The 12,784-nt window shown below is 67.4% G+C and carries 14 protein-coding genes; 5 read left to right on the top strand and 9 right to left on the bottom strand.

Annotation, left to right across the window (positions count from 1 at the left end; translation table 11 throughout):
• Positions 1 to 96 precede the first annotated feature (96 nt).
• The 3 genes from ACOTSS_RS09830 (at position 97) to ACOTSS_RS09820 (ending at position 2,925) form a co-directional block, all read left to right on the top strand.
• Positions 97 to 720 (top strand): EF-hand domain-containing protein, encoded by a 624-nt coding sequence (locus ACOTSS_RS09830; RefSeq protein ID WP_448691322.1) that lies wholly within the window; start codon positions 97 to 99, stop codon positions 718 to 720.
• Between the two features lie 136 nt (positions 721 to 856).
• Positions 857 to 1,591: a response regulator gene (locus ACOTSS_RS09825; protein ID WP_448688008.1), complete on the top strand. Its 735-nt coding sequence runs from the start codon at positions 857 to 859 to the stop codon at positions 1,589 to 1,591.
• A complete protein-coding gene (locus ACOTSS_RS09820) occupies positions 1,588 to 2,925 on the top strand; it encodes a sensor histidine kinase (protein ID WP_448688007.1) in 1,338 nt (445 codons plus the stop codon). The genes ACOTSS_RS09825 and ACOTSS_RS09820 overlap by 4 nt, the downstream gene beginning before the upstream one ends.
• 141 nt (positions 2,926 to 3,066) lie before the next feature.
• Here the strand turns inward: ACOTSS_RS09820 and ACOTSS_RS09815 are convergent, their stop codons facing one another.
• From ACOTSS_RS09815 to ACOTSS_RS09780, 8 genes are all read right to left on the bottom strand, one after another.
• The gene (locus ACOTSS_RS09815) at positions 3,067 to 3,867 is read right to left on the bottom strand and encodes an acyl-CoA thioesterase (RefSeq protein WP_448688006.1); all 801 of its coding nucleotides are present in this window, start codon (positions 3,865 to 3,867) and stop codon (positions 3,067 to 3,069) included.
• Positions 3,868 to 3,874: 7 nt separating this feature from the next.
• Positions 3,875 to 5,047 carry a saccharopine dehydrogenase family protein gene (locus tag ACOTSS_RS09810; RefSeq protein ID WP_448688005.1) on the bottom strand — a complete coding sequence of 391 codons (1,173 nt, stop codon included), beginning with the start codon at positions 5,045 to 5,047 and terminating at the stop codon, positions 3,875 to 3,877.
• A gap of 143 nt (positions 5,048 to 5,190) precedes the next feature.
• Positions 5,191 to 5,706: a DoxX family protein gene (locus tag ACOTSS_RS09805; protein WP_448688004.1), complete on the bottom strand. Its 516-nt coding sequence runs from the start codon at positions 5,704 to 5,706 to the stop codon at positions 5,191 to 5,193.
• A 74-nt stretch (positions 5,707 to 5,780) separates the two neighbouring features.
• Positions 5,781 to 7,505 carry a cellulase family glycosylhydrolase gene (locus ACOTSS_RS09800; RefSeq protein WP_448688003.1) on the bottom strand — a complete coding sequence of 575 codons (1,725 nt, stop codon included), beginning with the start codon at positions 7,503 to 7,505 and terminating at the stop codon, positions 5,781 to 5,783.
• 170 nt (positions 7,506 to 7,675) lie between these two features.
• Positions 7,676 to 8,230, bottom strand: a complete 555-nt coding sequence (gene dcd / locus ACOTSS_RS09795; protein WP_297662287.1) for a dCTP deaminase — start codon at positions 8,228 to 8,230, stop codon at positions 7,676 to 7,678.
• Between the two features lie 38 nt (positions 8,231 to 8,268).
• Positions 8,269 to 8,727, bottom strand: a complete 459-nt coding sequence (locus ACOTSS_RS09790) for a cytidine deaminase (RefSeq protein ID WP_448688002.1) — start codon at positions 8,725 to 8,727, stop codon at positions 8,269 to 8,271.
• Positions 8,720 to 9,484, bottom strand: coding sequence for a glycoside hydrolase family 25 protein (locus tag ACOTSS_RS09785; protein ID WP_448688001.1), 765 nt, complete (start codon positions 9,482 to 9,484; stop codon positions 8,720 to 8,722). Before ACOTSS_RS09785 ends, ACOTSS_RS09790 begins: the two co-directional genes overlap by 8 nt.
• Positions 9,485 to 9,486: 2 nt before the next feature.
• Positions 9,487 to 9,984, bottom strand: coding sequence for a UPF0262 family protein (locus ACOTSS_RS09780; protein WP_448688000.1), 498 nt, complete (start codon positions 9,982 to 9,984; stop codon positions 9,487 to 9,489).
• A 128-nt stretch (positions 9,985 to 10,112) separates the two neighbouring features.
• Between ACOTSS_RS09780 and ACOTSS_RS09775 the strand changes: the two genes are divergently transcribed.
• Positions 10,113 to 11,624, top strand: a complete 1,512-nt coding sequence (locus ACOTSS_RS09775) for a replicative DNA helicase (protein ID WP_448687999.1) — start codon at positions 10,113 to 10,115, stop codon at positions 11,622 to 11,624.
• A 12-nt stretch (positions 11,625 to 11,636) separates the two neighbouring features.
• Positions 11,637 to 11,966, top strand: a complete 330-nt coding sequence (locus ACOTSS_RS09770) for a hypothetical protein (RefSeq protein WP_448687998.1) — start codon at positions 11,637 to 11,639, stop codon at positions 11,964 to 11,966.
• Here ACOTSS_RS09770 and ACOTSS_RS09765 read toward each other — a convergent pair.
• The gene (locus tag ACOTSS_RS09765) at positions 11,963 to 12,772 is read right to left on the bottom strand and encodes a phosphoadenylyl-sulfate reductase (protein ID WP_448691321.1); all 810 of its coding nucleotides are present in this window, start codon (positions 12,770 to 12,772) and stop codon (positions 11,963 to 11,965) included. The genes ACOTSS_RS09770 and ACOTSS_RS09765 overlap by 4 nt on opposite strands.
• Positions 12,773 to 12,784 lie beyond the last annotated feature (12 nt).

Below are 12,784 nucleotides of genomic sequence, written 5' to 3'. Positions count from 1 at the left end.
AGGGACTGGGACAAATCGCCCCTAGAATGCCGTCATCGGGACCCGGCTCTCCCCTTTCGCGAGGGTCCCATGGCAGGAGTTCGTGACGTGAAGAAGATGACCCTTTTGACTTTGGGCGCCGCGCTGATCGCGGTTCCCGTGCTCGCCGCTCCGGGCGGCGACCGGAACATGGGCGATGCCGACGGCAATGGCGTGCTGACCCGCGCCGAGGCGCAGGCCGCGGCCGGGCAGATGTTCGCCAGGATGGATACCAACAAGGACGGCAAGCTCGACGCCGCCGACCGCGCCGCGCGCCACGCCGCGATGCAGGCGAAGCGCTTTGCCGCGCTCGACGCCAATTCGGACGGCAGCATCAGCAAGGCCGAGTGGGACCAGCACGGCGCCGACCGCCAAGCCAAGCGCGCCGAATGGAAGGAAAAGCGCGCTGCCGCGGCCGGTGAAGCCGGCGAAGGCAAGCGCGGGATGCGCGGCCATCATGGCAAGCGCGGCGGCCACCACGGCATGCGCGGCGATCACGGCATGATGATGAAGGCCGACACCGACGGCGACAAGGCCATCAGCCAGGCCGAGTTCGAAACCGCCGCCCTCGCGCGCTTCGACCGCCTCGACGCCAACAAGGACGGCCAGGTGACCGCCGAGGAACGCCAGACGCAGCGCGCGGCGTGGAAGGCGAAGCGCGGCCAGCGCGGCGCGGCCCCGGCCGCTCCGGCGTCCGAATAGCTTTGGCAGGGATCGGCAGCACGGGCAGGCTCTTCCCCCCTCCCTGGCATTGCCTTTGCCGCTGGTCCCTGTCAGCACGGTATCGCCCATCGGCCCCTGGTCGGTGGGCGAACCATTTGTTTTAGACGGACGCGAGATGACCGATAGCGATACGCCCCGCATCCTGCTGATCGACGACGAACCGTCGATCCGCGAGCCGCTCGGCGAATATCTCGCGGCGCAGGGCTTCGCGGTCAGCGACGCGGCGAGCGCCGCCGAGGCGCGCTCGATCCTGCGGGCCAAGAGCATCGACCTCGTCGTCAGCGACATCATGATGCCCGGCGAGGACGGGCTGTCGCTGACCCGCCACCTGCGCGAGACGAGCAGCATCCCGGTCATCCTGCTCACCGCGCGCGCCGAGGATACCGAGCGGATCATCGGGCTCGAGATCGGCGCCGACGACTATGTCGTCAAACCCTTCAACCCGCGCGAACTGGTCGCGCGCATCCGCACCGTGCTGCGCCGCACCCAGCAGGGCGGCCGCGCGCTCGACAAGGGCGGCACCAGCTATGCCTTCGGGCCGTGGGTGCTGCGCGAGGTCGAGCGCGTGCTCGTCGACGAGGCGGGCGAGGAGGTCGCGCTGTCGTCGGGCGAATATCATCTGCTCCACGCGCTCGTCCGCCATCCGCGCCAGGTGATGAGCCGCGACCGGCTGCTCGACATGGTGCGCGGGCGCGAGGCCGACATCTTCGACCGCGCGATCGACAATCTGGTGAGCCGCCTGCGCAAGAAGATCGAGGAGGATCCCGCGCGTCCGCAGTTCGTGAAGACGGTCTGGGGCGGCGGCTATACCCTGGCGTGCGAGGTCAAGCGGCTGGGACCGGCATCGTGAAACTGGGCCTGTGGCCGAAGAGCCTGATCGGGCAGCTCGTCTTCGCCGTGGCGGTGACGCTGTTCGTCGCGCAGGCGATCAACTTCGCGCTGCTCGTGCGCGGCCAGGAGCAGCAGGTGCTCGCCCACGGCGGCGGCATGGCGGTGGCGCGGATCATCGACGCGGTAGAGCGCGACCGGCGCGGCGAACGCGAGCGAAGCGAGGGCGACGGGCGGCCGCACGAGCGCGTCCAGAAGCTGCGCATATCGGATGCACCGCCACGCCTGCCGCGCCGCGCGGTGTCGCGCCCCGACCTCGCCGACTATGTCGCGGGGCTGATGAACGAGGCCGAGGTGCGCGCCGATTCGGTCAAGGCCTGGGCGCTTCCACCGCGGACATCGCGCCGGCGCCCCGACTTTCCGGGGCAGACGGTGGTGGTCGTCGCCAAGGTCGGCGACCAATATTACGCCGTTCGCAGCCGCATTCCGGCGAGTGGCAACCGCCTGCAGGGCTTCCTGCTCTGGCAGACGCTGTCGCTCTATCTGCTGCTCCTGATCCCCATCCTGCTGATCGCGTGGCGCGCGGCGGCGCCGCTGCGCGACCTGACGCGGGCGGCGCGGACCAGTCCGGCGCTGCGCGACGCCGAGCCGCTCGCCGAGGCGGGGCCGTCCGACGTGCGCGACCTGATCGGCGCGTTCAACGCCTATCGCGCGCGGATCGCGGCGATGCTGTCCGACAAGGACCGGATGCTCGGCGCGGTCGGGCACGATCTGCGCACCCCGCTCGCCAGCCTGCGCGTGCGTGTCGAGCAGGTCGAGGACGCGGCTCTGCGCGACAAGATGATCACCTCGATCGAGGAAATGGCCGCGATGCTCGCCGACATATTGGCGCTCGCGCGCTCGGGGTCGGGCAATGAGGCGCGCGAACCCGTGGCGCTCGGCGCGCTCGTCGGCGATCTCGCGGCCGATTATCGCGAGCGGGGCCGCGATGTCGCGGTGGCCGACGTCGCCGACGCTAGCGTGACGGCGCGGCCGCTGCTGCTGCGCCGGGCGCTGCGCAATCTCGTCGACAATGCCGTCGCTTATGGCGTTCGCGCGCGCCTGTCGGTCGCGGTCGCCGACGGCTGGGCGCGTATCACCGTGTCCGACGATGGCCCCGGCCTGACCGACGAGCAGATCCGCACCCTCGTCGAACCCTTTGCGCGCGGCGAGGAATCGCGCAACCGGGCGACCGGAGGCGCCGGTCTGGGCCTCTCCATCGCGCGCGAGATCGCCGAGGGCGAGGGCGGTGCGCTGACGCTCGCCAACCGCGCGGGCGGCGGGCTCGACGCGGTGATTGCTTTACCGGTTTCCTGAATTAAGCCCCTCCTCTTCAGAGGAGGGGTTGGGGTGGTGGCGCGCGATAGCGCGCAAGGACGCCAGCACCACCCCGCTGCGACTAGGGCGCTGCGCGCCCAAGTCTCGCTGCCCCTCCTCTGAAGAGGAGGGGAGTGAAAATCACGCGTAGATCGCGATCGCCTGGCTGCCGCTGAGCACCGGCTCGCCGGCGCGGTTCCACAGCATCATGTCCTGCACCGACAGGCCGGCGCGCGCATAGCCCGTCTTCGCCGAGAGCAGCCACCAGCCGTCGTCGGTGCGCGGTGTCGCGGTCAGCATGTTGACCGTCCAGTTCATCGAGCTGATCGGCCCGAATTCGGTGAACAGCGCCATCGCCGCCGGCGGCAGCGCGTCGCCCATCGCGAGCAGGGCGACCGCGGGGTGGCAGACGGGCTCCTCGACGAAGCGGACCCAGGTCAGATATTCGCCGACCTCGCTTTTCCAGGCGAAGCGCGGCCCGCTGGTCGGGCGCATGTCGAAATGGCGCGTGAAGCTCGGCCGCGCCTTGTGCTCGGGAACCGGCGACAGCGTGTCGGGATCGGGGGCGTCGGGCATCGTCAGCCGATTATGGTCGAGATGACTCGACCGGTCGGGTGAGAAGGCGAAGACCGCGGCGGTGCCGAACCCGGCATCGCTGCTGACCTCGGCGTTGATGAACAGGCTCGATTTGGACCGGCGCAGCACGCGCGTTTCGACGGTGCAGTCGCCGCCGACGGGGCCGACGAAACTGATCTGGGCATAGCGCAGCGGCGCCTCGGTCGGGTGAAGCGCCATCGCCCCCGCGAGCGCGACCGCCGAGCTGATCCCGCCATAGGCGGTGCGGCCCTGCATCCAGCCTTCGTCGATATGCGCGGTCGCGACGTCACCATCGACGCGCAGGGTGGAGAGCAGCGCGTCGAGTGCGCTGGTGGAGGTCGACATGCTGCGGTCAGTCCTCGATCTGGAAGGTCAGCCCGGCTTCCCGGGTCAGCCGGTCGATCAACGCCCGCCCCAGCAGCGCGCCCGGCGTCCACACGCCGCCTGCGCCCTTGTCGTCGAGCAGCGCCATGCCGGTTTCGGCGAGCATCTTCGACGTCGAGCCATAGCCGGGATCGCGGTCGCCCTGGACGCTCGCGCGGATCTCGCGCCCGTCGGGATATTCGCCGATGAAGAGGATGTCGTAGAAGCCCTTTTCGCGCTGCTCCTTGCTCGGGCCTTCGCCGGGCTGGAGCTTCGCATCGCCGAACGGATTGGCCTTCGCCATCGCTTCGGCCATCGCCTTGCCGGCGTCGCCGATCGTCGTCATCACCATCTCGTCATAGACGAGATCCTCGCCCCACGCGTGGCCGAGCAGGAAATTGGTGCGGTGGACATTCTTGGTGTTGATCGGCGCCATCACGAAGGGCGCGGTCCAGGTGCCGGCCGCGGAATCATATTCGGGGATCAGCCCGCTCGGCTGGTGCGGCCCCTCGAACCCCGGGGTCAGCGCGAAGCTGGATTTGAGCAGCAGCGCGAGCGAGGGCTTCTTCGCGACGGCCTTCAGCGTTTCGGTCAGGCTCGCGATGGTGCCGCCCGAGGCGCCGCCCTGCATCTTGCGCACCCGGCCCTTGACGCGCGGCGCGGGGCTGCCGTGGCGCTTCACCGCCTCGGCCTGCAGGAACAGCACGCCAAGGTCGAAGGGGATCGAATCGAAGCCGCAGCTGAAGGTGATCCGCGCACCCGATGCCTTGGCTGCGTCCTGATGCGCGTCGATCATCTCGCGCATCCAGCCGGGTTCGCCGCACAGGTCCGCATAGGCGGTGCCGGCGCGGACGCAGGCGGCGACCAGGTCGCCGCCGTAAAGCTGATAGGGACCGACGGTGGTGAGGACGACGCGGGTGCGTGCCGCCATCGCGTCGAGGCTCGCGGGATCGCTCGCATCGGCGACGACGAGCGGCGTGTCGGCGGGCGCGCCGATGAGGTCGCGGACCTCGGCGAGCTTGCCGGCGCTGCGCCCCGCCATCGCCCATCTGGGCGCGTCCTTCCGCCCGGCGTAATGCTCGGTCAGATACTCCGCGACGAGGCGCCCGGTGAACCCCGTGGCGCCATAGACGATGATGTCGAACTCGCGCGTATCGGCCACGCCAACCTCCCTTTACGTAAACGTTAAGTGGAGGCTAGCGCAGGCGGAGAGCGATGCCAAGCGCGAAGCGGTGATGGCGCAGTTTGAAGAGCGGCGCATGGTCTTGCCCGCTTCGAGGAGGGTCAAACTACCGCGCCGTCAACTCAGCGGCGCCAGAAGGGGCGCTTCTCGACGACGACGGGCGGCTCGCCCGCGACTTCGGCGCGGCCCTCGGCGCGCGCGGCGCGCAATTCGGCTTCGCTCGCGCGGCGTTCGGCGTCGTGTTTGGCGAGTTCGTCGCGGCGGCGCTGGCGCAGCGCGTCATAGCTCCAGCGGGTGTTGCCATAGCCGAACAGACACAGAAGGCCGCCGGCGATCGCCAGATTCTTCATCGCCATCATCGCCTGCATCGGATCGGTGAATTCGCGGTGGAAGAAGAGGATGGTGAGCAGCACGAAAACCGCGAGCAGGATCGACCACAGCCGCGTCGCGACCCCGAGGACGAGGCACGCGCCCGCGAGCAGTTCGAAAAGGCCGGTCGGGATGGCGAGCCAGCCGGGAAGCCCGGCGGCGGCGATCATCGCATTGGTGTCGGAGACATGGATCAGCTTGTTGATCCCCGACACCAGAAAAATGACGGCGATGAACAGGCGGCCGATGAAGACGGCGATCATGGACATGGGGCATCCTCCGTTTTTCGCGCCCCGTCCGCTTGTGCAGTCAGGACGCTCGGGACGCGGGGAGGTTCCGCCGGTCAGTTCGGCGCGAGGGTCAGGCTGTCGACCGCGCAGTCGCCGCAATCGACCGCGCGCAGGACCAGCGGCACCGCTCCGGCGGCGAGCGCCACGTCGGATAGCGTCAGTTCCCGCCAGTCGGCCGAGGCGGGAACGACGATTTCGCGGTCGCCGAGCGCAATCGTCCCACCCTTGGCCGAGCGTGCGCGAATGGTCATGGCCCAACGACCGGCCTTCGCCACCGCGACGCCGTAGCGCATCCACTCGCCGGTGACGAAGTCGGCGACAATGGGGCGGCCATCGGCCTCGCGCGCGATGTCGACGCCGTCGTTGCGGTAGGTCGAGCCATTGTTCCACGCCGCGCGTTCGCCGCCGGTCGCGACATGATAATTGGCGTCGACCGTGTCGGCATAGGCGATGCCGGCGGGGCCGAGGTCGTAGTCGACCGCGCGGATGGTGAGGGCGCCCGCCGCGAGCCGGTGGGGGACGAAGGGCCGCGTGCTCGCGTCGTGCGGCTGGCGCAGCATCGCATCGATCACGTCGGGATGGGGGATATTCCGCTCGAACCGGCTGTTTTCGGCGAGGTGCATCATCGCGGCATAGGCCGTATCGGGGTCGGGCTTTGGTCCCTTGCCGGTCATCCAGGCGACCACCGCCGCCCAGCCGGGGCCGGGGTCGATTTCGAGCGGCTGGTTGAAGCCGATCTTCTTGAGCGGCCAGAAGGCCCAGCCGATGCCTTCGCCCTCGACCAGCGCGATCGCGTCGCGGAACCAGACATTGCTGTTCTCCCCCGACTCGCCGAGCCAGATCGGGCGGCCATAGTTCCCCCGCAGCTTGACGATGTCGGCGATGCTCGCGGCGTCGTTGCGGTTCCAGTATTTGTGGAAGCTCAGCACCATATTGGCATCCCACGCGGGCGGCAGGCCCTTGTAGTTGTTGCCCCAGCAATTGCCCTCGACGATCACGATATGCCGCCTGTCGACCGCGCGGATCGCCGCGGTGATGCGCTGCTGCAGCGCCCAGACCACCCTGTTTTCGGTCTCGTCGCAGCCATGGCCCTTGCCCGGCGTCGCGAAGCTCCAGTTGGGTTCGTTGATCAGGTCGTAGCCGCCGATCCACGGCTCGTCCTTGTAGCGCGCCGCGAGCTTTGTCCACAGCGCGACGGTCTTGCGCTGATTCTCCGCGCTCTCCCACAGCGAGGGTTTCGCCGGATCGCGGTCGGAGATGGCGAGGTCGTTGCCTTGCCCGCCCGGCGCGGCGTGGAGGTCGAGGATCAAATAGACATGGTGCGCCTTGCTCCACGCGAGCAACCGGTCGATGCGCTGGAAGCCCTCTTCGAGCCAGGTATCTTCGCCGGGCGTCGGCTCGCGGTCGGCGGGGAGGGCGAGCTGGTCGAAATGGATCGGCAGGCGCACCGAGTTGAAGCCCCATGTCGCCATCGCCGCGATGTCGGCCTCGGTCGTGTGATTGTCGAGCCACGCGCGGTAGAAGTCCGCGGTTCGCGCCTCTCCGACCAGTTCGATCAGCCTGGCGTGGATCTTGTGCTGCTGGCCGATCTCGCCGAGCTGCAGCATATAGCCTTCCTGCAGCATCCAGCCGCCGAGACCCATGCCGCGCAAGATGACGGGCTTGTCGCGGTCGTCGACGATACGGGTGCCATCGACCTTGAGGAAACCCTCGGCGTGGGTGGGGGTAGCGCTGGAAAGCAGCGCAGCGAACAGGAGCGCGATCGCGCGGAATGTCATGGTCTCGTCCCCGATCTTATTTATGAGAACGTTATCATTCTCGATGCTGAACGCAACAATGTTCGTCATTGCGAGGAGCCGAAGGCGACGCGGCAATCTCCAGCCATCGACCTGGTTTTATGTCGATAGCTGGAGATTGCTTCGCTGCGCTCGCAATGACGAATTTGAAATCAGAGTTTGGGCAGCGTCACGCCCTTCTGCCCCATATATTTGCCCGCGCGATCGGCGTAGCTCGTCTCGCACGGCTCGTTGCCGGCCAGGAACAGGAACTGGCACGCGCCTTCATTGGCATAAATCTTCGCGGGCAGGGGGGTGGTGTTCGAAAACTCCAGCGTCACATGGCCTTCCCAACCGGGCTCGAGCGGGGTGACATTGACGATGATGCCGCAGCGCGCATAGGTCGATTTGCCGAGGCAGATGACGAGCACGTCCCTCGGGATGCGGAAATATTCGACCGTGCGGGCGAGTGCGAAGCTGTTCGGCGGGATGATGCAGACGTCGGTTTCGCGGTCGACGAAGCTGTTCGACGCGAAATCCTTGGGGTCGACGACCGCGCTGTCGACATTGGTGAAAATCTTGAATTCGGGCGCGACGCGCGCGTCATAGCCGTAGGAGGAGAGGCCGTAGCTGATGCAGCCGTCGCGGCGCTGCGCCTCGACGAACGGCTCGATCATCCCCTGCGTCCGGGCGGCTTCGCGAATCCATTTGTCGGAAAGAATGCTCATGGCTTCTCTTGTCGGCGCGGCGCGCGTTGCGCAAGCGATCAGTCGGGGATGAGGCCGAGATCCTTGGGCCCGAACGCGGCGGGCAGCAGCTCGCTCAGCCGATAGCTCCTGATCGCGGCGCCGTCGCCCGAGGCGCAGTGGACGGCGATGTCAGTCTTTGACCGCTCGGCCGCCTCGTTCAATATCTGGCGGCAGCGGCCGCAGGGATGGACGGGCTCGCTGCCGATCAGCGCGTCGCCGTCGGGGCGCCCGCCGATGATCGCGACCGCGGCGAGCCGGTCGATCCAGCCTTCGTTGGCGATCTTGGCGATCGCCGCGGTTTCGGCGCACAGCGTCAAGCCATAGCTGGCATTCTCGACATTGGCGCCGGTGACAACGTCGCCATTGTCGAGGAGCAGCGCCGCGCCGACGTGAAAACCCGAATAGGGAGCATAGGCGCGCGCCGCGGCATCGCGCGCGGCGGCGATCAGGGCGTCGCGGTCTTCATGGTCACTCATCGCTCATTCCTTCGGGGCGGACGACGTTCCAGCCGACGGTGCCGTCGGCGCCCGACAGTCGCACATAATCATTGGCCTGCCACATCGCCCAGGGATGGGCGCCATAGTCGGGGGCGAAGAAGTCGCGGCGCAGCCAGGTTGTGCGCGCGATGCCGCGCGTCACCTTGTAATCGGCCTCGAAATTCGGCCCCGGCGCGATCAGGCTCCGCTTGCCCATATGCGCCTCGATCTGCGCGAGGAAGGTGGCGAGCTCGCTCAGCAGCAGCGCGCGCGTCGGCCGGTCGGGGCAGCGATCGTCATAGTCGAGCCAGACGACCGCGGGCAGCGCGTCGGGCCGGCGCGGCACGTGGCGGATGAAATTCGCGGCCTGATCGGTCGCGAGCTTGCAAAGGTCGTAGCGATGAATCGGCCCCGTGCGTACCCCCGCTTCCCGCGCCGCCGCCATGTTGCGCGCGTACATCGGGTCGACCCGGCGGTCGCCGTCGGTCGCGAAGATATAGGCGAAGTCGGCGCCCGCGGCCTTGATCGAGCCCCAGTGGACCGGGCCGTTGCCCGCGTCGATCGTCACGCCCTGCAACGGATATTGCTCGCGCGGCGGGGTCCAGCGTGCCGCCCACCAGAGCGCGAGCCCGATCGCCAGCAGGACCAGCGCCGCGAGCGCGAGGGCGCGGCGCAGCCAGTGCAGGATCGCGCCGCGCCAGTTGCGCACCGGCTTCGCCGGTGTCTTGCGCTTCGCGAATGTCGCCCCCATCGCCATCGTCAGCCCTTGATATGCAGGACGCAGATCAGCGTGAAAAGCCGCCTCGCGGTGTCGAAATCGACCGCGATCTTGCCGTCGAGCCGATCCATCAGCATTTCGGCCGCCTCGTTGTGCAGCGCGCGGCGTGCCATGTCGACGGTCTCGATCTGCTGCGCGGTCGCGGTCTTGATCGCCTGATAATAGCTGTCGCAGATCGCGAAATAGTCGCGGATCGGCCGGCGGAACCGCCCGAGGCCGAGGATGATCGCTTCGAGCGGCGAGCCGTCCTCGCGGCCGATCTCGAAGATCAGTCGCCCTTCCTCGACCCGCAGCAGCAGTCGGTAGGGCCCCGCATAGCCGTCGGGATGCCCGCGCTGGGGGACGAACTTGTTGTCTTCGATGAGGTCGAAGATCGCGACCCGGCGCTCCTGCTCGACATCGGGGTTGCGCCACACGATCGAGCCTTCGTCGAGGTCGACCGAGATGATGCGCTGTTTCGAGGGGTCGAGATCGGTCATGCCGGTTGTGCTTCTACTTGGCGCGCGGCGAAGGGCAAGGGCGACTTATTCACAGCATTCCACAGATATGATAGGTTGATCGATATCGCCGGTTGCGCCGCAGCGGCCTGCGAAGCATGAAGATCGCTATGCCCGAGCTTGCCCTCATTCCCGCCCCGGCCTCCTCCGGGGACGACCGCCAATTGCCGCGCAATGTCGAGGCCGAAGCCGCTTTTCTGGGCGCGATCCTGATCGACAATCGAGTCGTCGAGGATCTGCCCGTCCAGCTCACGCCCGCGCATTTCTTCGAGCCGCTCCACGGCCGCATCTTCGCACAGGCGATGGCGCTGATCGAGCGCAACAGCATCGCGACCCCGGTGACGCTCAAGCCCTTCTTCGAGGCGGACGAGGCGATGAAGGCGGTCGGCGGGGTCGGCTATCTGGCGCAGCTCACCGGCAGCGGTGCCGGGCTGATCGGCGCGCGCGATTTCGCGCGCCAGATCTACGACCTCGCGCTGCTCCGCGAACTCGTCGACGTGGGCCGCACCCTCGTCGACAGCGCGCTCGACACCAGCGAGAGCGTCGACCCGCAGGCGCAGATCGAGGAAGCCGAGACCGCGCTCTACCGCGTCGCGGGCGGCGAAGCAGAAATGGGGTCGGTCAAGAGCTTCAGCGCCGCCAGCCTCGTCGCGCTGCAGGCCGCCGAGCGCGCGCTCAATTCGGGCGGGCACCTGTCGGGGATCACCACCGGCATTTCGAGCATGAACGCCAAGATCGGCGGCATGCACAACAGCGACCTGATGATCCTCGCGGGACGTCCGGGCATGGGGAAGACCTCGCTCGCCACCAACATCGCCTATAACGCCGCCGAACGGTTCCGCCGCGACGAGGAGGACGGCATTCCGCCCGAGAAGAATATGGGCGCGAAGGTCGCCTTCTTCAGCCTCGAAATGTCGGCCGACCAGCTCGCGACGCGCGTGCTCGCCGAGCAGTCGGGGGTATCGGGCGAAGCGCTGCGCATGGGCAAGATCAGCAAGGACCAGTTCCAGCAGTTGAGCCGCGCGGCGCAGGCGCTGCAGACGCTGCCCCTGTTCATCGACGATACCCCGGGCCTGACGATCGCCGGCTTGCGCACCCGCGCGCGCCGCCTGCAGCGGCGGCACGGCATCGGTTTCATCATCGTCGATTATCTCCAGCTCTTGCAGGGCTCGTCGCGCAGCGGCGACAACCGGGTGCAGGAAATTTCCGAAATTTCGCGTGGTCTCAAGACTTTGGCGAAGGAACTGAACGTGCCCGTGATGGCGCTGTCGCAGCTCAGCCGCCAGGTCGAAAGCCGCGAGGACAAGCGTCCGCAGCTCTCCGACCTTCGCGAATCGGGCTCGATCGAGCAGGATGCCGACATGGTGCTCTTCGTGTTCCGCGAGGATTATTACGTCGCGGCGCGCGAGCCCAAACGCCCGGTCGAGGGCGACGATGTGAAAATCCATGCGCAGCACGAGGAATGGGCGGCGGAAATGGAGCGCGTCTTCGGCCTCGCCGAAGTGATCGTCGCCAAATCGCGCCACGGTTCGACCGGCAAGATCCGCCTGCACTTCGAGGCGAAGACGACCAAGTTCAGCGACCTGGCGGATGAAAGCCAAGCCTATGCGGATTATGAGTGAGGCGTCAGGCCGTTGACGCTGGGAATGTTTGATTATCTGATCTTGGGGACTGCGGTTTGCATCGCTGTCCTATGGCTTTGGATGATAGGACGGGTCAAAGCCATAGAGCGCCAGCTTGATCAGGAACATGACTATTTCCGCTATGTCGATCGCGGGGATACATGGGTTGGAGCGCGTACAATCGACTGGTTGCGCGACTTCCTGCGAAAATATTCGAGCTTAGGTTATGAGGATCCTGTTCTCGAAAGGCTGGTCACGCGTTACCGGACAGCTTTCGCAATCTGGGTCGCAGCGATTCTCATATGGGCTATCGGCGTGATGGCCTGGGCGGTAATTTCCTAGAACGCCGGGTCGTTCGCGGGGTCGTCGTCGAGCGGCGTCACCGCCTCGTGGATGCCGCATTCGGTCTTGTCCCAGCCGCGCCAGCGGCCCGAGCGCGGGTCTTCGCCCGGCTGGACCTTCGACGTGCAGGGCGAACAGCCGATCGAGGGGTAGCCTTGCGCTTCGAGCGGATGGCGCGGCAGGTCATGTTCCTCGAAATAGGCGTCGAGCATCTCGCGCGTCCAGTTGGCGAGCGGATTGAACTTCAGCCGGCCGGTGCTGCCGTCGAGTTCGAAGCGCGGCAGACCCTGGCGCGTCGACGACTGGAAGCCCTTGCGGCCGGTGATCGAGGTATCGAAGTCCGCGAGCGCCTTTTCGAGCGGCTTGACCTTGCGGATTTCGCAGCAACCGTCGGGGTCGTAGGACCAGCGCAGGCCGGTCTCGTCCTTCTTCGCCAGTTCCCCGGCATCGGGGGTCAGGTTGACGAGATTGAGCCCGAGCCGCGCGGTCAGTTCGTCGCGATAGGCGAGCGTTTCGGGGAAATGCTTGCCGGTATCGAGGAACAGCACCGGGATGCCGGGCGCGGCCTGCGTCACCAGATGGAGCAGCACGGCGCTTTCCGCGCCGAAGCTCGAAACGATCGCCGTATCGCCGATCAGCCCCGCGCCGAGCACGCTCGTCACGGCTTCCGCCGCGTCCTGGCCGCGGAAGAGGTTGTTGAGGCGGATGACGTCGGCCTGCGTGAAGCGCGGCGCCACGTCGATCCTGTCGCGGTGTCTTTCTTCCCCCTCGTCGCCGTTCGCGTCGCGCAGCGTCGGGACGCCCATCGGCCGTGCATG

It is taken from the genome of Sphingopyxis sp. NJF-3 (assembly GCF_053514865.1).
Note: the sequence above shows the minus strand (reverse complement) of the source record. Positions and strands in the feature narration are given on the sequence as shown.

Bases quoted from the DNA above. Each gene is read 5' to 3' on its own strand.
- ACOTSS_RS09765 (WP_448691321.1), bottom strand. From the start codon at position 12,772: ATGGGCGTCCCGACGCTGCGCGACGCGAACGGCGACGAGGGGGAAGAA.
- ACOTSS_RS09800 (WP_448688003.1), bottom strand. From the start codon at position 7,505: ATGACATTCCGCGCGATCGCGCTCCTGTTCGCTGCGCTGCTTTCCAGC.
- ACOTSS_RS09815 (WP_448688006.1), bottom strand. From the start codon at position 3,867: ATGTCGACCTCCACCAGCGCACTCGACGCGCTGCTCTCCACCCTGCGC.
- ACOTSS_RS09780 (WP_448688000.1), bottom strand. From the start codon at position 9,984: ATGACCGATCTCGACCCCTCGAAACAGCGCATCATCTCGGTCGACCTC.
- ACOTSS_RS09785 (WP_448688001.1), bottom strand. From the start codon at position 9,484: ATGGCGATGGGGGCGACATTCGCGAAGCGCAAGACACCGGCGAAGCCG.
- ACOTSS_RS09790 (WP_448688002.1), bottom strand. From the start codon at position 8,727: ATGAGTGACCATGAAGACCGCGACGCCCTGATCGCCGCCGCGCGCGAT.
- ACOTSS_RS09805 (WP_448688004.1), bottom strand. From the start codon at position 5,706: ATGTCCATGATCGCCGTCTTCATCGGCCGCCTGTTCATCGCCGTCATT.
- dcd (WP_297662287.1), bottom strand. From the start codon at position 8,230: ATGAGCATTCTTTCCGACAAATGGATTCGCGAAGCCGCCCGGACGCAG.
- ACOTSS_RS09775 (WP_448687999.1), top strand. From the start codon at position 10,113: ATGCCCGAGCTTGCCCTCATTCCCGCCCCGGCCTCCTCCGGGGACGAC.
- ACOTSS_RS09830 (WP_448691322.1), top strand. From the start codon at position 97: ATGACCCTTTTGACTTTGGGCGCCGCGCTGATCGCGGTTCCCGTGCTC.
- ACOTSS_RS09825 (WP_448688008.1), top strand. From the start codon at position 857: ATGACCGATAGCGATACGCCCCGCATCCTGCTGATCGACGACGAACCG.